General features: G+C 43.0%; 19 protein-coding genes. 12 read left to right on the plus strand and 7 right to left on the minus strand.

All coding sequences use genetic code 11. The features are described 5' to 3' along the window. Window positions 1–37 precede the first annotated feature (37 nt). The 5 genes from ACIFSR_RS20295 to ACIFSR_RS20315 form a co-directional block, all read right to left on the minus strand. Window positions 38–892: an SDR family oxidoreductase gene (locus tag ACIFSR_RS20295; protein WP_430059543.1), complete on the minus strand. Its 855-nt coding sequence runs from the start codon at window positions 890–892 to the stop codon at window positions 38–40. Further along, window positions 889–1980 (minus strand): mannonate dehydratase, encoded by a 1092-nt coding sequence (gene uxuA / locus ACIFSR_RS20300; RefSeq protein ID WP_430059545.1) that lies wholly within the window; start codon window positions 1978–1980, stop codon window positions 889–891. Before uxuA ends, ACIFSR_RS20295 begins: the two co-directional genes overlap by 4 nt. A 19-nt stretch (window positions 1981–1999) precedes the next feature. Then, window positions 2000–2677: a GntR family transcriptional regulator gene (locus ACIFSR_RS20305; RefSeq protein ID WP_430059546.1), complete on the minus strand. Its 678-nt coding sequence runs from the start codon at window positions 2675–2677 to the stop codon at window positions 2000–2002. Between the two features lie 152 nt (window positions 2678–2829). Beyond that, window positions 2830–2988, minus strand: a complete 159-nt coding sequence (locus ACIFSR_RS20310; protein WP_179089827.1) for a hypothetical protein — start codon at window positions 2986–2988, stop codon at window positions 2830–2832. A gap of 111 nt (window positions 2989–3099) precedes the next feature. Beyond that, window positions 3100–3981, minus strand: a complete 882-nt coding sequence (locus ACIFSR_RS20315; RefSeq protein WP_430059548.1) for an alpha/beta fold hydrolase — start codon at window positions 3979–3981, stop codon at window positions 3100–3102. A gap of 234 nt (window positions 3982–4215) precedes the next feature. Here ACIFSR_RS20315 and ACIFSR_RS20320 point away from each other — a divergent pair, with 234 nt between their 5' ends. From ACIFSR_RS20320 to ACIFSR_RS20370, 11 genes are all read left to right on the plus strand, one after another. Continuing rightward, a complete protein-coding gene (locus ACIFSR_RS20320; RefSeq protein ID WP_076269061.1) occupies window positions 4216–4380 on the plus strand; it encodes a DUF1328 domain-containing protein in 165 nt (54 codons plus the stop codon). A gap of 73 nt (window positions 4381–4453) precedes the next feature. Continuing rightward, window positions 4454–4852 carry a general stress protein gene (locus ACIFSR_RS20325; protein ID WP_339204744.1) on the plus strand — a complete coding sequence of 133 codons (399 nt, stop codon included), beginning with the start codon at window positions 4454–4456 and terminating at the stop codon, window positions 4850–4852. 201 nt (window positions 4853–5053) lie between these two features. Continuing rightward, window positions 5054–6190, plus strand: a complete 1137-nt coding sequence (locus ACIFSR_RS20330; RefSeq protein WP_430059551.1) for a SpoIIE family protein phosphatase — start codon at window positions 5054–5056, stop codon at window positions 6188–6190. A 129-nt stretch (window positions 6191–6319) separates the two neighbouring features. Next, window positions 6320–6934 carry a hypothetical protein gene (locus tag ACIFSR_RS20335; protein ID WP_430059553.1) on the plus strand — a complete coding sequence of 205 codons (615 nt, stop codon included), beginning with the start codon at window positions 6320–6322 and terminating at the stop codon, window positions 6932–6934. A 77-nt stretch (window positions 6935–7011) separates the two neighbouring features. Then, complete coding sequence (locus ACIFSR_RS20340) at window positions 7012–7344, plus strand: STAS domain-containing protein (protein WP_076269057.1); 333 nt, start codon at window positions 7012–7014, stop codon at window positions 7342–7344. Continuing rightward, the gene (rsbW, locus tag ACIFSR_RS20345) at window positions 7341–7775 is read left to right on the plus strand and encodes an anti-sigma B factor RsbW (RefSeq protein WP_430059555.1); all 435 of its coding nucleotides are present in this window, start codon (window positions 7341–7343) and stop codon (window positions 7773–7775) included. Before ACIFSR_RS20340 ends, rsbW begins: the two co-directional genes overlap by 4 nt. 191 nt (window positions 7776–7966) lie before the next feature. Then, window positions 7967–8368 (plus strand): GntR family transcriptional regulator, encoded by a 402-nt coding sequence (locus tag ACIFSR_RS20350; RefSeq protein WP_430059556.1) that lies wholly within the window; start codon window positions 7967–7969, stop codon window positions 8366–8368. Continuing rightward, window positions 8361–9050, plus strand: a complete 690-nt coding sequence (locus ACIFSR_RS20355) for an ABC transporter ATP-binding protein (protein ID WP_430059558.1) — start codon at window positions 8361–8363, stop codon at window positions 9048–9050. Before ACIFSR_RS20350 ends, ACIFSR_RS20355 begins: the two co-directional genes overlap by 8 nt. After that, entirely contained in the window at window positions 9047–9889 is an 843-nt protein-coding gene (locus ACIFSR_RS20360; RefSeq protein ID WP_430059560.1) for a hypothetical protein, read from the plus strand. The genes ACIFSR_RS20355 and ACIFSR_RS20360 overlap by 4 nt, the downstream gene beginning before the upstream one ends. 11 nt (window positions 9890–9900) lie before the next feature. Next, entirely contained in the window at window positions 9901–11175 is a 1275-nt protein-coding gene (locus ACIFSR_RS20365) for a hypothetical protein (protein WP_430059562.1), read from the plus strand. 12 nt (window positions 11176–11187) lie between these two features. Then, window positions 11188–11439: a hypothetical protein gene (locus tag ACIFSR_RS20370; protein WP_430059564.1), complete on the plus strand. Its 252-nt coding sequence runs from the start codon at window positions 11188–11190 to the stop codon at window positions 11437–11439. Window positions 11440–11538: 99 nt separating this feature from the next. Here ACIFSR_RS20370 and ACIFSR_RS20375 read toward each other — a convergent pair whose 3' ends face one another. Both ACIFSR_RS20375 and ACIFSR_RS20380 read right to left on the minus strand, forming a co-directional pair. After that, entirely contained in the window at window positions 11539–12429 is an 891-nt protein-coding gene (locus ACIFSR_RS20375) for a CheR family methyltransferase (RefSeq protein WP_430059566.1), read from the minus strand. Continuing rightward, on the minus strand, window positions 12402–15152 hold the full coding sequence (locus ACIFSR_RS20380; RefSeq protein ID WP_430059568.1) for a response regulator: 2751 nt from the start codon (window positions 15150–15152) through the stop codon (window positions 12402–12404). The genes ACIFSR_RS20375 and ACIFSR_RS20380 overlap by 28 nt, the downstream gene beginning before the upstream one ends. 162 nt (window positions 15153–15314) lie before the next feature. Here ACIFSR_RS20380 and ACIFSR_RS20385 point away from each other — a divergent pair, with 162 nt between their 5' ends. Next, window positions 15315–15746: a DUF948 domain-containing protein gene (locus tag ACIFSR_RS20385; protein WP_076269047.1), complete on the plus strand. Its 432-nt coding sequence runs from the start codon at window positions 15315–15317 to the stop codon at window positions 15744–15746. Window positions 15747–15766: the final 20 nt, after the last annotated feature.

Raw genomic sequence — 15766 nt, forward strand, 5'->3', positions numbered from 1 at the left:
TAAGTCCATTAGGCAGCCTGCTATTTTTTATGAAAAACTAAACACCTGAATACGCTAAAAAACCGCCATCCACTGGAATCGTTGTACCAGTGACAAAACCTGCCGTTGTCTCGTCAGCGAGCCATAATAGAGTGCCCAGCAAATCTTCGGGTTTGCCGAAACGGCGCATTGGAGTATGGGAAATAATTTTGCCCGAGCGTTCGGTTAAATGACCATCCTCGTCCAATAGCAGCTTTCTGTTTTGCTCAGTCAGGAAAAACCCGGGAGCAATAGCGTTAACTCGAATGCCGGATTCAGCTAGATGAACGGCCAGCCACTGTGTGAAATTGACGATAGCTGCTTTAGCTGCACTATAGGCAGGTACTTTGGTCATCGGCGATGGAGCGCTCATCGATGAAATATTTATGATCGTTGCGCCCTGACGGCCAAGCATTTGTTCTGTAAAGATTTGCGTTGGAATAAGTGTGCCGATAAAGTTGAGATCCATGACGCTGCGGAATCCTTCAATGCTCAAATTAAACAGCGTCGTTATATTTTCTACGTGAAGATGCTCTGGCTTAAAGGTCTCGTTCGTCGTATTCGCGCTAGGATGATTGCCGCCTGCACCATTAATTAATATATCGCATGAACCAAGCTTATCGAGCACAGCGGCTGCTGCTGCTTTCGTGCTTTCAGCGTTGGTGACGTCACATGCGACAGCGATGGCGATCCCGCCGGCAGCCTGTATCTCCTCAGCGACAGCATTCCCTTTCTCAGCGGTGCGATTGAGAATAGCGATTTTGGCGCCTTGTCTAGCAAGCTCAAGCGCCATGACTCGGCAAAGTACGCCAGCACCGCCAGTGATGACAGCGACCTTGCCTTCAAATGACTCATGCTTAGGCAGCTGTGTCATGATTTGCCCTCCAAACCTGCAGTCGAAGCGGCTGCAAGCTGATACGCGTCCCAAAGCCCCCATAAATACATAATGCCGAGTGCACGATCGTATAGGCCATATCCCGGTCTGCACTGCTCATCAAAAATATGACGCCCATGATCAGGCCTTGCATATCCTGTGTAGCCCACCTCGTGATAAGCTCTCACAATGCCGGCGATATCAACCGTCCCATCTTCTGTACGGTGAGACGTCTCGATAAAATCTCCGTTCTCATACACGCGGACGTTGCGGATATGGGCAAATGGGATACGATCTGCAAACTCATGAATCATAGAAATAATATCATTGCTAGGATTTGCGCCGAGCGAGCCGCTGCAAAGCGTAATTCCGTTAAACGGACTATCATAAAGCTTAAGGAAGGTTCTGAAGTTTTTCTTGCCTGTCATAATACGCGGCAATCCGAACACAGACCATGGCGGATCATCCGGATGAATGGCCATTCGAATGCCGTTGCGTGCTGCTACAGGTATAATTTCATTTAAGAAGTAACGAAGATTTTCCCATAGATGCTCTTCGGTCACGCCTTGATAAGCCTCAAACAGCTTGGTCAAATGCTGCAGCCGCTCAGGTTCCCAACCCGGCATAGTGAGCGCTGAGTTTGCGTTAATCTCTTCAACAAATTGGAATGGATCGGCATCAGCTATTCGGCTATTCTCATAAAATAAAGCGGTTGCACCATTGCCCATCGGCTTGTGCAAATCGGTGCGCAGCCAATCGAAGATGGGCATGAAGTTATAGCAAATAACTTTAACGCCAACGCTGCCTAGCTTCTCAATTGTTTTCTTATAATTGTCTATGTATAAATCACGCGACGGCAAACCAAGCTTAATGTCCTCGTGCACGTTAACGCTTTCAACGACATCGATATGCAAACCGTATTGCTCTGCTTGCTGCTTTACCTCCAAAATTCGCTCCAGCGGCCATTCCTCTCCTGCCGCAACATCATGAAGCGACCAGACGATACCGTCTGTACCGGGAATTTGTTTAATATAGCTAAGGGGAACCGTATCGTTGCCTTCTCCGAACCATCTAAAAGTCATTTTCATGCGTATCAATCCTCCCGTTTTATTTGTAGTAATGAGGATACTTTTCCTTAAGCACGGCCTGATCGGATATGTTCTGAGTAAGATGCTCCGTCATGAGCCGTTCAGCAGTATCCGCATCATGAGCCTCTACAGCTTCTGCCATCATGCGATGCTGCGAATAAAGATTTTCCCAGTGGAGATCATCCACCAGACGCAGCATACGGCTTCGATTGAGATGCCCATTCATTTGCTGCATATTCGACCAGGTGTTGCTCTTGCTGCAGCCTTCAAATAAGATGCGATGAAAAGCCTCGTCAAGCGAAAACATACTTTGGTTATCTTTGTTGTGAATGCTTTCCTGCTGAAGGTGAAGGTTGTTCTGAAGCTTGAGAAGGTAGGGCGCAGGAAAATGGCTGCACGCTAACCGAATGACAGCCCTCTCTAGATGCTCTCGCATAAATCTTGCTTCCTCTACGAGTGCAGTGTCGATTAATGAAACGAGTGTTCCCCGCTGTGGAAGCACTTGAACAAGACCCTCTTGTGCGAGTCTAAGGAAGCTTTCCCTAACGGGAGTACGGCTGACATTGAACAAAATGGAAGTCTCATTCTCTGAAAGAGCTGTTCCAGGCGGCAGTTCCAGCTTCAAAATCTGTTCTCTTAGCTGCATATAAACGGAGTCTCTAGTGGATAGGGGCTGTTGACGTACATGGTAATCCATCGGCTCATTCCTTTCATCTTCACACTACCATACTACCATACAAGTATACAAGTGCGTAAGCGTAAATTTAAAATGCCAGAAGGGCTGCCCCAAAAGTAGATAATCTACTTCTGAGACAGCCCTTCAATATGGTTCCATACGTTTATTTTGCGCTAATCGGCATTACTCCAAGTTGTTTCATTACCGCTAATAGGACAAGCAGGGAATTTTTCTCCCTTTTGGAGCTTATCTTTCTTGCCTGACTCTGAAATGTAGTTCCCAGCATGCTTAACAATTTCTCCCGTTCGATAAGAAGTATTCGTACTACTCATAGTAACTAGCACCTCCAGTTATTTTGTAGCAGGTAGATAGGGGGTTACCTGCTTATTCTTATTTACCCCGCTTAGCATAATATGAAACATTTTGTAGTGAAAAAAGATAGATTAGCTGCTTGCGGCATTTTCCGTTTTTGCTTCAGTTCTCGTTTTCTCACGCTCTAATAGCGTTTTCAAATACGTCGACATCACTCTCGCTAGCTGATCGGATACTTCCATAAGACTCATATGTCCGACATTTTCAAAAGTAGTCTCCAGAATATGAGGGTATTTGAACGTCGTTTCTGGTTGATCCAGACTCGTAACCGTGAACGTATCATTAGGTTTAATGACACCATCCTCAGCGCCTGCTACTAGCAAAATAGGGTATTTGGCTTCAGCCAGCACATGGCTGCGGTCGGGACGCATCTTCATCCCCTCTAATGTAGCAATAGCAGCGTGTGCCTCCATCTCCTGACCTACTCCAATTAGCTGATTGACCTCGTCGCGCATTTCTCCGACTTTATCATCGGTAAATAGATTAGGAATGATGCTGTACAAGTATTTTGAAATGCCTTTTTCGTGAATCGCTTCAATATCTGTATCACGTTTCTCCTTTGTTACCTCGGAGTCGGGAAGCACAGTCGAATGGATAAGGGCAAAACCTGCGAGCTTGTCCGGATATTTCTCTGCAAAGGCGGCTGTTACATAACCGCCCAAGGAATGACCGAACATAACAACCTTCTCAATTGCAAGTGCTTCCAAAAGTGCTGCAATATCCTCGGCCATAGTCTCCATTGTATACGGGCCCTCAGGAGCAGATGAACCGCCGTGACCGCGGAGATCAGGGATGATGACGCGATATTGATCACCTAATACAGGACAGATTTTTTGCCAGTATTGAGATGAGCCGCAAAAGCCGTGGAGCAATACAATGACGTCTCCTTTACTACTGCCACATTCTTCATAGACTAAATCGATGCCATTAACGTGTATACGCTGCTTTTCCATCGATCATCACCAGCCTTTTCTATTATCGATTTGTTTTGGTGTAGTCTCTTAACCTATTCCAGAGCTTCTGAAACATTTGAAAAAACGGATTATTTATTTCTTCATTAATAGCCCTATTTACAATTCGGAAGTCTGAGAATGGGTTGTTTCAAAGGTCACTAGGCTGGTTAATAACATGACAAGTTAACAAATTACCCAATTAACAAAAAAAGCTTCAAAGGAAGGATGATTCCGATGTTAGGATGGGCATTATTATTTTTCATTTTTGCCATTGTCGCAGGCATTTTCGGATTTCTAGGCATTGCCTCCGCATTAGCCGGGATAGCAAAAATATTATTCGTCGTATTCGTTATTCTCTTTATTGTTTCTCTCATCGTTGGTAGAAGACGAGTCAGTTAACTTCATCTAACAATGTAGAACAACACTAATCTAAACAAAACGATTCCAAACAAAAACGGAGGAGGAATTTATTATGAATCAACTATCCAATACGAAGGTACACACGGTAAACAACGCTGTCGAGGTACAAGAGCAGGTTTATAAATTTCAAACGGAAGGTTATGCGAAGGACAAAATTTTTGTACTGACGCATGACAAGGACCGGACAAATCGTATTGCTGACAACACGGACGCTGAGAAAATCGGCATTTCCGAGGAAGGTCTAGGATCGGCGATTGCAAACATTTTCCGTTCGACCGGAGATGAGCTGCGGGCGAAGATGAGATCACTTGGTATTTCGGAGCAAGAGTCACAGCGTCTTGAGCGCGAGATGGATCAGGATAAAATCTTGGTCATCGCATGGGGCGGTAAAGAATATACAGGTGAAGAATTTGACCCTGCTGTATACTACTACCCTCAATACATGGGCTAACAACAGGCTCCACAACTACCAAGAATTCAATCAGGGCCTATCCGCGAGGGTAGGCCCTTTATTAGAAAGCTAAGTTTCAATTTTATAAGTAAGCTTATAAGTTAATATGCAGCTTGGTAATTTTACTTATAAAAATTTGACTCTACTACCGCTTACGCTCAGAATATAAGTAGTAGTTATTGGAGCTAAAGGAGCCTGCATATGAGTATTATAATTGTAGATGATAATGCTACTAACCAGATTATTATTAAAGCTATTTTAAATAAAGAAGGTTATAAAAATTTGAAAATCGCGTCCTCGGCAAAAGAGCTTTATACGATGCTGGACATTGATTGTACGCTATCGACTGAATCAAACGTAGATTTGATTTTGATGGATATGATGATGCCGGAGATTGATGGCTTAGAAGCTTGCAAACGAATATTGCAGGTGGAGCGCTATAAGGATGTTCCGATAATTTTTGTTACTGCGCTTGGCGATTCCAGCAAGATGGCGGAAGCGCTTGATGCCGGTGCCAGTGATTACGTGATGAAGCCGATCAACAAGATGGAGCTGCTCGCTAGGATTCGATCTGCTTTAAGGCTCAAACGAGAAATTGATTGGCACAAAGAAAGAGACAGGCAGATTAAAGCAAAACTGGAGTTAGCCAAGAAGGTGCAAAGAAATGTATTAAGCCAGCCGATCAACGATGATCATGTGGCGATAAGCGCTGTATATCAGCCTTCTTCGGAGCTTGCGGGCGATTTTTACGCATGGTACCCGATTGATGAGAATCGTTACGGCGTTATTTTGCTGGATATGATGGGACATGGCATTTCTTCTTCACTGGTTTGCATGTATATCTCCTCGGTTCTTAAGGATACAATTACGCATATTACCGATCCAAGTCTTGTTATGCGCGAGCTGAATCGGTATATGAACCAGCTGTATAAAAAGGAAGAACTGCTAAATTATTATTTTACCGCCATTTATTTAGTGCTGGATACGAATAAGCGGGTCATTGAATATGTAAATGCCGGACATCCTCCGGGAAAAGTGCTAATTGGCGACGAGACAACCTTGTTGACTGCAGGCTGCTGTGCGATTGGGTTGTTTGAAAATATCGACATCCAAAAGGGCAGCATCTCTTACGAGGATCATATGAAGATCGTTCTTTATACGGATGGATTAAGTGAATCTCTTGGAGATAAAGAAGAGGATAAGCTTAATATGCTTGTCGAACAGCTAGTAAAAAAAGATGCGAGTGAGCATGCGGAAATGGTCAGTGCGTTTTTATCGGAGCATGCGAGTGTCAGCCAGAAGGACGATATATGCTTAGTCATGATTGAAACCAAATAAATTTGCGGCTTGGAGATATCATTATATTTTAAAAATAAATGTTTAACCTGTTTCAAAGCAATCCGAACGGTTTATATGTAAGTATAAGCAAAAGGAAGCTCGACAATCCCGCATAGGAGGGAGATAATTATGAGGACGTTTATTCTTATTGGTTGTTTAATCGGAGGTATATTCGCATACACGGGAGATATTGGACAGGTCACCGCAACGTATTCGCCAGTGACTGCTTCAAGCCCAGTGAAGGCGATAAAGGCTGAGGAAGCAACTCATGAAATTGTAATCGCTTCTGCATCTCCCTCTACTGTAACCGAAGTTACCTATGCAGCAGAATCAACACCGATTGTGAAGGCAAAAAAACCAAAATTTACGCTTCAAACGGTTAACGGCATCACGCTTTATGATGATCCAAGCCTTGTGATTCAGAAACTAGGTAAACCAAAAAGCAAAACGGCTGACCCGGATTTAACCGATCTGATCACCTATGAATACCCGAATATGAATGTCATCTTTAGCAGTGAGTTCATACAATCTGTTGAAATGGCGGAGAATACCAAAACGCTGCTGATTGATGGAAGTGAAGTTGCAGCGACAGTAGATGCTGTAAAGGATGCGTTAGGGGAACCCGATTATGTGACGGAGGACGGTATCGTATTCGAGCGAGATGAAGCCTTATTAAAGCTTTTCATTGATGCGGATACGCAGAAGCTGACGTCCATTCATTACTTCCACAGCTTCTCTATGTAATAAATCGCTTGTACAGCTTGTACAAGGAGAAGGATCTTGATACTATTTATTAAACAAAAGTGAGCGGAGTGAATGGAATGAAAGCTGAGCAATTTCAAGTCAAGCAAGAAGAGACACAAAATCAAATTATTCTTCATGTAAGCGGAGAGTTGGACTTATCTGTAGTGCCGCAGCTGCGGGCAGCTCTGGAGCCGGTTATGAACCGCGAAGATAAAGCATTGATTCTAAATCTTAAACATTTAAAATATATCGACAGTACCGGAATCGGCATTATCGTTTCGGTGCTAAAACTTCGTGATGAGCTAAAAGCACCGTTTTTCGTGCGGGATATTCCTTCCGCGGTTAAGCGTCTGTTTGACATCACAGGCATTTCAAGATATTTAATAGAAGGGACAGAGGCCCAAGCATGAATGCCATTCGTTTACAAATACCGGCCCATGCGGACTATATCGATCTGGTCAGAATCTGTCTATTCGGAATTGCCTCAAAGATGAGTTATGCATATGAAGAAATGGAAGATATGAAGGTGGCTGTTTCTGAAGCCTGCAACAACGCAGTTATTCATGGCGTTCAGAACTCCGAGCAAGAGGTTATCGACGTTTCCTTTGAACCAACTGAAACCGGATTAACGATCAAAGTAAAGAACAGTGGATCAACCTTTCCTTTATCGGATGCACTCGATAAAGCAGCGCCTCTCCCTGACGCCGACGTTAGCGGGCTTCGGGTTGGAGGCCTGGGCATTTATTTAATACAGGCGCTGATGGACGAGGTAGAGGTCCATCCATTGGAGAATGGAACGGAAGTTGTCCTAACCAAATATTTGGATGCAGCAGAGGATTAGTGAGATTAAGGTTACAAAAATATCAAAAAAAGCGGTGCAGGAATAATTCCTGCACCGCTTTTTTTTTTTTGATTCTGATCTAGAGCTGCTGGATAATTTCCCATTGACTTCCAAGTGTATTACATGCATAATACGCTTATGAAGTGTATTACGCGCGTAATACACATTTGCGATGAATGTGAGGTATGACTATGAACACGATTGAAGGCTGGACGGAAGTTGCGTTCAATAATCGGGACCCTGTTTATTTGCAGGTGGTCCGTCATTTTAAAGAACGAATCGCTACGGGCAAGCTTGCCGCTGGCCAGGAAACTCCCTCCAGAAGGGAGCTGGGCACGCTTATGAAAATTAATCCCAATACGGTACAGAAAGCATATAAGGAAATGGAGGAGCAGCAATTGATTATTACGGAAGGAAACTCACCTAGCCGAATTACGAATGATAAAGAACTGCTGAATCAAATAAGATCGGAGCTCATTGGCGAGGCGATAGGTGCTTTTGTGGCGTCGGTGCGCAAAATTGATGTACCCATCGAAGAACTGCTGCAGCTGGTAAAGAACAAATATGAGGAAGGTGAGCCGGAGCATGATTGAGGTAAAAGATATACATAAGCGGTATCGACGCCGTGATGTTCTGAGTGGCGTTTCTTTTACCGTGCAAAAAGGAGAAATCGCTTGCCTTATCGGCGGGAATGGAGCCGGTAAGTCAACGATTCTGAAGGCAATCATGGGACTGACTCCTATATCGGCAGGCTCGATCCTTATTGATGAACAACTTTTAAGTCCAAGCTTGTATGAGAAAATAGCGTTCGTGCCCGACCATTTGACGATGCCAACCAGCATGAAAATATCCGAAGCGATCAGGTTTATGGCTGACTTTTATGAAAGCTGGAATCCAAAACGCGCAAGTGAGCTCATGCAGTTTTTTAAGCTGGAGTATTCGGAAAAAATCGGGAACCTTTCGAAAGGAACTGCCGCTAAATTCAATCTCATGCTGGGGTTGGGACAAGATGCTGATTATATCTTAATGGACGAACCGTTTTCCGGCATTGACTTGTTCAGCAGAGAAACGATAGTGGACGTGTTTACGAGCGAATTGATTGAGGGGCGTGGCGTTTTGCTCACAACGCATGAAATCGGAGAGATGGAGCAGCTCATTGATAAAGCTATATTATTGCAGAACGGAAAAATTAACCGAGAGTTCTACTGCGAAGAAATGCGCAGCGAGCAAGGGAAATCAGTCATTGATGTGATGAGGGAGGTGTACCGAGGATGAACCGTTATTTGAAGCTTGTTCATATGGAAGTACATCGTTTCCGCTGGGTGCTCGCTATTCTAATGGCAATTGTTGCGATTACCCAATTTGCTTCGCTCATTTGGGCAACGACCAAAGAATTGTCATTTCGAGAAAAGCTGTTGTTAGAGACCGTAGACAAGAGTCTCCTGGGTGGTTTTTCTCCTCAATATTTATCGTTTGAATGGGCCATTTTCAGCTCGCAGATGGGTTATATTTTGCCGATGTTCCTTTGTATAGGTGTACTTGCCTTATATGTTTTTGTTATCTGGTACCGTGATTGGTTTGGCCGTTCTACTTTTGTATATCGATTGCTAATGCTGCCAACGCCTAGAAGGAATCTTTATTTAGCCAAAATATCGGCATTTCTCCTGTTCGTTCTTGCGTTTATTTCGTTTCAATTATTATTGCTCAAGGTTCAGCATATCGTATTCAACCTCATCGTTCCGGCTGATCAGCGAATAGACTCCCATATCGTTGAAGCGATCATCAGCAATCAAGCACTTGTATGGCTTATTCCGCAGCAGTTTGAACAGTTTGTTTATTTATACGGCTTTGGAGCCATCGTTGTAGTCGCTGTGTTTACTGCCATTTTGCTGGAGCGAAGCTATCGCCGTTTAGGCATTTTGTATGGCGTGCTTTATTTGGCCGGTTGTGTGTTCGTTGTGGCAGCTCCATTTTTATTTTTGTATATGGATCAGTACTATAGTTATTTGTATCCCTATGAAATATTTGCGCTTGGGCTAACCCTGTGCATTCTTGTGCTCGGCATTTCGGTGTGGCTCGGCATGCGGCTGATGGCCAAAAAGATTACGGTGTAAGGAGAATGTTCATGAGACGTTATTGGTTATCGATCTTAATGGTTGTGCTCGTTGTAAGCGGAATAGCCACTTATTATTCATATGGCAGATTAGATTTCTTGCCTGATTATAAGCTGGAAACGATACAAGGCGATGCCAAGGAAGGCGCTGTTATCGAATTATCAGGCTCTCAATATTTAGAGAGACGCTCCGAAGCTCTAAATATTAATTTCAAAGGAAGCGAATATTACAGGTCGAACGAAAATATGCGTAAAAATGTGCTTAGCGGAGACTCATGGTTCTATAAGCAGCCTGACATTAAGCAAATGATAAAAGACCATAAGTCATTTATGCGGGGTAAACTTAATGCACAAGGCTTTTACAGAGACGAGGAGTGGGTTGTCTATGCAGAAGTTAAAGCAGAAAAAAAGGGCTCAGAAGCCGCAATGGCGGTATTTCAGCTGCAGCTGCTTGAAGAATCAACAGACAAAGTATCGAAGCTTAAAGTGACTTATGAGCTCCCGAAAGCTGTGAAAACGACAAGAGTGAACAATTTCAGCAATAATTATATGAATTTAGTGGATGTTCAGCGGGTTGATGAAGAGATTCATTTGCTCGTCAGTACATATGATTACGACAACGAGAGCAGCAGATACGAGATATTTGTCATTGATATGAAAAGCGGGAAGCTGCTGCGTAATACGAATATCGAGTCACTGGGCATCAAGTCCACAAGTAAAAATAAAGACGTTCAAATCCAAATTGGGCATATGGGGGATTCAAGTGGCCAATACAGTACTCCTCTCGAGAGAGTACTCTTTATTGTAAGGGAAGAGAAAATTAGCCAAGAAGATCGAGAAGCGAACAAGGTGCCAGAAACGCTAAGCGAGAAATATTTTGCCTATTCCTACCGTACGGGCTTAATGACTGAATTGACTAATTTAGTTATTAAGGAAGCGTGGACGAGTCTGCAGGGCGATGAATATTATGTAGCAGAAAGTGGACCTGAACACATCACCATATCGCGGTATCATTTATCAACTAATAAATTCGAGCAAGCTTATGCCAAATTATCCGCAGAACAGTTGAACGTAGACGAGATCAAATTTCTGTTAATTAATTCAAACCGTGTATACGTTATGACCCAACATACAGATGTTGCCGGAGCATCTGTGCTCGATCTTGCAACAGGGGAGTTGCTCTACACTGGCCGTGTTGTTGAAATCGGTAATGACAAGCAAACACCAGAAGAATTAAAGGAGAATTTACATTTAAACAATTTGGAAATCGTCGGAAAAATAAATTGATGAGGAAATGTTATGAGCAGAGCCATTCTAACACCTTGCAAGCTCCAGCAATTAAAAGGAGTTGAGCCATACGCCTATCAGGTTGCTCACTTTATTTTGCAAGATGCATATCTCGCAGAAGAGGCAGCAAAAGCTGCTTTATTGCAATTATGCCTTGCTCTCAAGCCATTCGAAGGAACGGCGGAGGAGCTGCAATGCCTAGCGAAAAAATTAACGATTAGCGCCTCGATTAAAGCAGCAGGTTCGGTTTCGATCAGCCGATAGGAGACAAACGAAATCATCCATACGTTAAAACGGAAAGAGCCAAAATCCTTAGGAAAGGATTTTGGCTCTTATTTGTTTCGTGAGCTGAAGCAGCTTTAGCTAATTACTTATTTTGCGGAAAATTCGTTCTGACTGATTAAAATCCTCGTATTTGATTTTATGAACCGAGATTAATGATTCCATATTGCCTAGTGCCAAGAAGCCTTGTAGAGCGAGGCTTTCAAAAAACAAAGTATGAACACGGCTTTGCAGATCTGGGTCAAAATAAATGAGAACGTTCCGGCACAAAATAACATGAAACTCATTGAAAGAACGATCCGTTGCCAAGTTATGCTGGGCAAACATCATATTTTCTTTGATATAAGGGTGGAATAAGGCATGCTCATAATCAGTCGTATAATAAGAGGAAAATTCTTTTGTACCGCCAGCCTGCAAGTAATTTTTGGTGAATCCTTGCATTCGTTTGAGTGGGAACTTTCCTTGTTTTGCACTCTCGATAACATGCTCATTCATATCCGTTGCATAAATCTTCGCTTTATCCAGCAAGCCCTCCTCTTGGAGCAGAATAGCCATCGAATAAACCTCTTCTCCAGTCGCACAGCCCGCATGCCAAATGCGAATTTCAGGAAGGTTCCTAAGAAAAGGAATAACATCCTTGCGGAACGCAGCAAAAAAATTTGGATCACGGAACATTTCCGTTACTCGTATGGAGAAATCATTAAGCAATATATGAATAAATCCAGGCTCATGGAGCACCTTCTCAAGGAGAGAGGTGATCGTGGGCAAGCCTTCAAGATTCATTCGATGCGTAATGCGTCTGCGAAGCGATGAACGCAAGTAATTGCGGAAGTCATAACCATAGACGCGGTAAATACCGTCCAATAACAAATCGATTTCGATTCGTTCCAGATCATCGAGCGTTAATTCATTATAATCTACCGCTTCTTCATTTCCTTGACTGGTCAATTGCCCACCTGCTTCGTCAACCATACCCGCATCAGCGAGAAAAGCTGGTCCATATTTAGAGGTTTGCTAATATAATCGGAAGCACCGGCTTCCAAACATTTGTCGCGATCGCTTTTCATCGCTTTCGCCGTAAGCGCAATAATTGGCGTATCCTTCATTTCGGTATCCTGACGTATGATTTTCATCGTTTCAAAACCATCCATAATTGGCATCATAATGTCCATGAGCACAATATCGAAGTCGGATTGTTCTTTTATAATGTCCAAGCATTGTCTACCATTGCTTGCCACGGTTACGTTAAATGCTTTGTTCTCAAGCGCTTTGACGAGAGCGAATACATTACGGGAATCATCCTCGACGAGCAGTACCTTTTTCCCTTTAAATAGAGTGCATTCATCTTCCGATAAGTCAGAAATGTTATGATCATCGGCAATATCAGGTGAGGCATCGATGACCACAGTTTCTGAAGCTGCTGCAACCTCTTGATGAAGGGATACAAGCTGTTCTTTCTCCATATCAGGCAGACTTGGTACGTAGAGAGTAAAAGTACTCCCTTTTTTTGGCGAGCTTTCAAGGACGATACTGCCGCCCAAAAGCTTAGTAAATTCATTGCAAATGGATAAACCTAAACCTGTTCCGCCATATTGACGATTCGTTTCGCCATCGACCTGCTGGAACGCTTCAAATATTAGCTGCTGTTTATCCAGTGGAATGCCTATTCCGGTGTCGGTTACAGATATGGCCAAAACGTCTTTATTTATATGTGCTGGTACAAGTTTTTCTACTTCATGCGAGCCAGCCTTTTGGATGTCGAGAGTAACTGATCCTTTTTCCGTAAATTTAAAAGCATTGGACAGTAGATTTTTTAAAATTTGCTGCAGCCGCTGACCATCTGTATAAAGCAATTGAGGTACATTAGCATTGACGTTAATATGGAAAGCTATTTCTTTCTGCTCAGCGACAGGTTGGAATAGCAGCTTCATATGTTCAGGAATTTCACTTACGTTTACTTCATCCATCGTCAAGATGAGTTTTCCGGCCTCGACTTTAGACAAATCAAGAATGTCATCTATTAGTGTTAATAGATCTTTACCGGATGTATTAATGACTTTAGCATACCCTTCTTCATCCGAATTAAGCGTATGGTTCTCATTTTCCGCAAGGAGCTGAGAGAGAATTAAGATGCTGTTTAATGGAGTACGAAGCTCATGCGACATATTAGCCAAGAAATTGGATTTGTACTGCGAGCTTTGTTTAAGCTGCTCCGAATAGGCCTCGAGCTCTTCTTTTGCTTTTTCCAATTCCTTTGTTTTCTGTTCGGCAAATAGATTCTGTTCCTCTAAATGCTCGGTAGTCATGCGCATTTCCTCTTGCTGCATCTGAAGCTCTTCAGATTGTGTCTGCAGCTCCTCGGTTTGCGTTTGAAGCTCCTCCGTCATCACTTGCGATTCGCTAAGCAGCCTCTCGATTTCCATTCGGCCAACAACGCTGTTAATCGCAACGCCAAAATGAGTATCGATTTGCTCAAGCAGCTTTAAGTGCTGAGAAGTGAACGACTCGGTGGAAGCAAATTCAACGACAGCTACTACTTTGCCTTCATACTCGAAAGGCACGATTAGGATGCTCTTAGGCTGAAGCGTTCCAAGACCCGAGGTTAAGTTAATTCGATGCTCTGGAGCCGTGTTCAACAAAAACGTACGTTTCTCCACTGCCGCTTGACCGATAAGGCCTTCGCCCAATCGGAAGCTTTCTAGTCCTGACTGATCGCCATGGGCTGCATAGGAAGCCATTTTCACAAGTCTCTGCTGCTCGCCTGCACCTTGGCGGAGATAAAATAAGCCATAGGCTGCACCTAGAATTGGAGCAAGCTTCGTGAGAAACGAATCTGCTAGCGTTGAGGTATCATTAATGCCTTGATTCATAGTTGCCACCTCGGCAACTTTTGTTTTGATCCAATCTTGGTCGTTTATATTATCAAGCAAACTATTGGTAGCTTCAGCGAGATCTTTAATTTCATCTCTTGTATTTACTTTAATACGAGTGGATAAATCCCCTCCGGAGGATGCGATATCGTTTATCGTCTTCACAACCTGTTGGATCGTTTTGACGATTGCGCCGGAAACAAATGAAACGATGATGAAAGCAATAACTGACACAATAAGCAGCATGAGATACAAGCTAATAATGAGTATGTCATTTCTATTTTCCAATTCAGCAATATGCTCTTTAGTTGAAGTGATTTCATTCTGTCGCAAGGTTTCTAACTGTATCCGAAGAGAATCAATTTGGTCTTTTCCAATATCGTCATTATAGAAATCAATAATACCTTGCGTATCGTTATTTTTGCGCATGGTTAAAGTAGGCTCACCGGCAATTTCGATCCAATTTTGTATGGTCAGTTTTATTTCTTCCATACTTTTGAGAGTAGTTGGATTATCGGACAAATACTGGTACAGTGCGTTATAGTTGGCTTCCCATTCGCTTTTTCCACGAATATAGGGCTCCAAATAAAGGTCGTTGCCCGTAATCACATAACCACGCTGGCTAGTCTCCATGCTTACGACATTATAGCGAATACTGGTAATCAAATTATGCACTTCGATGTCTCGACTTGTAATTGACTCGATTTCTGTTTGCAAGGATGATATTCTCTCGCTGACGACAAGGATGGAAACGCCCAAGCAGAGTATGATCAGAAAATAGCCGAGTAAAATCTTTGAGCGGATTTTGAAACGTAAATTACCCAATAGAATAAACTCCTTTATATGAAAGAATTCTAGTAACAGTCTCTCTTTATTATAGCATGAAAGGGAGTATAGAATATTCCTGCCTCTTATATGAGAAAAACCACATTTTGTTTCAAAGAATGAAATAGCGGGTATGTAATGAAAAAAAGGAAGTGATGACCGATGGATCTACTTATGCAAATCAGTATTGCGGTTATAGCGATTGCTTTTCTTGTTCTCTTGTATTCACTAATTCAAACGTTGAAAGTATTGCGAGGTGCGCTTGATGAAATGAGACAAACCGTTGGCTCGCTGCGAACCGAAGTGACGCAAATTAGTGTTGAGGTGAAGGAGGCTATTCATAATACGAATGCAATGACACTTGATGTACGAACGAAACTAAGCTCGCTCGATGTGTTGTTCGCATCCGTCAATGATCTTGGTCACGCCTTGCACTCATTTACTGGAGCGGCTAAGGAATCGGCAGCAAGCGTAGTTGCTTCCATAAAAGGTGAAGGCAAGAAGAAACCAGCGTCAGAACCTAGCTTAATAAGTACGATATATGATGGTGCGATTTCCACAATAAGGATATGGAATAAAGTTAAGAAAATATAAGCTATAATAGGAACATAGAA

This window comes from Paenibacillus sp. NRS-1760 (genome assembly GCF_050467785.1).
Lineage (GTDB): Bacteria > Bacillota > Bacilli > Paenibacillales > Paenibacillaceae > Pristimantibacillus.

Coding starts and splice junctions, on each gene's coding strand:
- ACIFSR_RS20295 (WP_430059543.1), bottom strand. CDS start 892: ATGACACAGCTGCCTAAGCATGAGTCATTTGAAGGCAAGGTCGCTGTC.
- uxuA (WP_430059545.1), bottom strand. CDS start 1,980: ATGAAAATGACTTTTAGATGGTTCGGAGAAGGCAACGATACGGTTCCC.
- ACIFSR_RS20305 (WP_430059546.1), bottom strand. CDS start 2,677: ATGGATTACCATGTACGTCAACAGCCCCTATCCACTAGAGACTCCGTT.
- ACIFSR_RS20310 (WP_179089827.1), bottom strand. CDS start 2,988: ATGAGTAGTACGAATACTTCTTATCGAACGGGAGAAATTGTTAAGCAT.
- ACIFSR_RS20315 (WP_430059548.1), bottom strand. CDS start 3,981: ATGGAAAAGCAGCGTATACACGTTAATGGCATCGATTTAGTCTATGAA.
- ACIFSR_RS20320 (WP_076269061.1), top strand. CDS start 4,216: ATGTTAGGATGGGCATTATTATTTTTCATTTTTGCCATTGTCGCAGGC.
- ACIFSR_RS20325 (WP_339204744.1), top strand. CDS start 4,454: ATGAATCAACTATCCAATACGAAGGTACACACGGTAAACAACGCTGTC.
- ACIFSR_RS20330 (WP_430059551.1), top strand. CDS start 5,054: ATGAGTATTATAATTGTAGATGATAATGCTACTAACCAGATTATTATT.
- ACIFSR_RS20335 (WP_430059553.1), top strand. CDS start 6,320: ATGAGGACGTTTATTCTTATTGGTTGTTTAATCGGAGGTATATTCGCA.
- ACIFSR_RS20340 (WP_076269057.1), top strand. CDS start 7,012: ATGAAAGCTGAGCAATTTCAAGTCAAGCAAGAAGAGACACAAAATCAA.
- rsbW (WP_430059555.1), top strand. CDS start 7,341: ATGAATGCCATTCGTTTACAAATACCGGCCCATGCGGACTATATCGAT.
- ACIFSR_RS20350 (WP_430059556.1), top strand. CDS start 7,967: ATGAACACGATTGAAGGCTGGACGGAAGTTGCGTTCAATAATCGGGAC.
- ACIFSR_RS20355 (WP_430059558.1), top strand. CDS start 8,361: ATGATTGAGGTAAAAGATATACATAAGCGGTATCGACGCCGTGATGTT.
- ACIFSR_RS20360 (WP_430059560.1), top strand. CDS start 9,047: ATGAACCGTTATTTGAAGCTTGTTCATATGGAAGTACATCGTTTCCGC.
- ACIFSR_RS20365 (WP_430059562.1), top strand. CDS start 9,901: ATGAGACGTTATTGGTTATCGATCTTAATGGTTGTGCTCGTTGTAAGC.
- ACIFSR_RS20370 (WP_430059564.1), top strand. CDS start 11,188: ATGAGCAGAGCCATTCTAACACCTTGCAAGCTCCAGCAATTAAAAGGA.
- ACIFSR_RS20375 (WP_430059566.1), bottom strand. CDS start 12,429: ATGGTTGACGAAGCAGGTGGGCAATTGACCAGTCAAGGAAATGAAGAA.
- ACIFSR_RS20385 (WP_076269047.1), top strand. CDS start 15,315: ATGGATCTACTTATGCAAATCAGTATTGCGGTTATAGCGATTGCTTTT.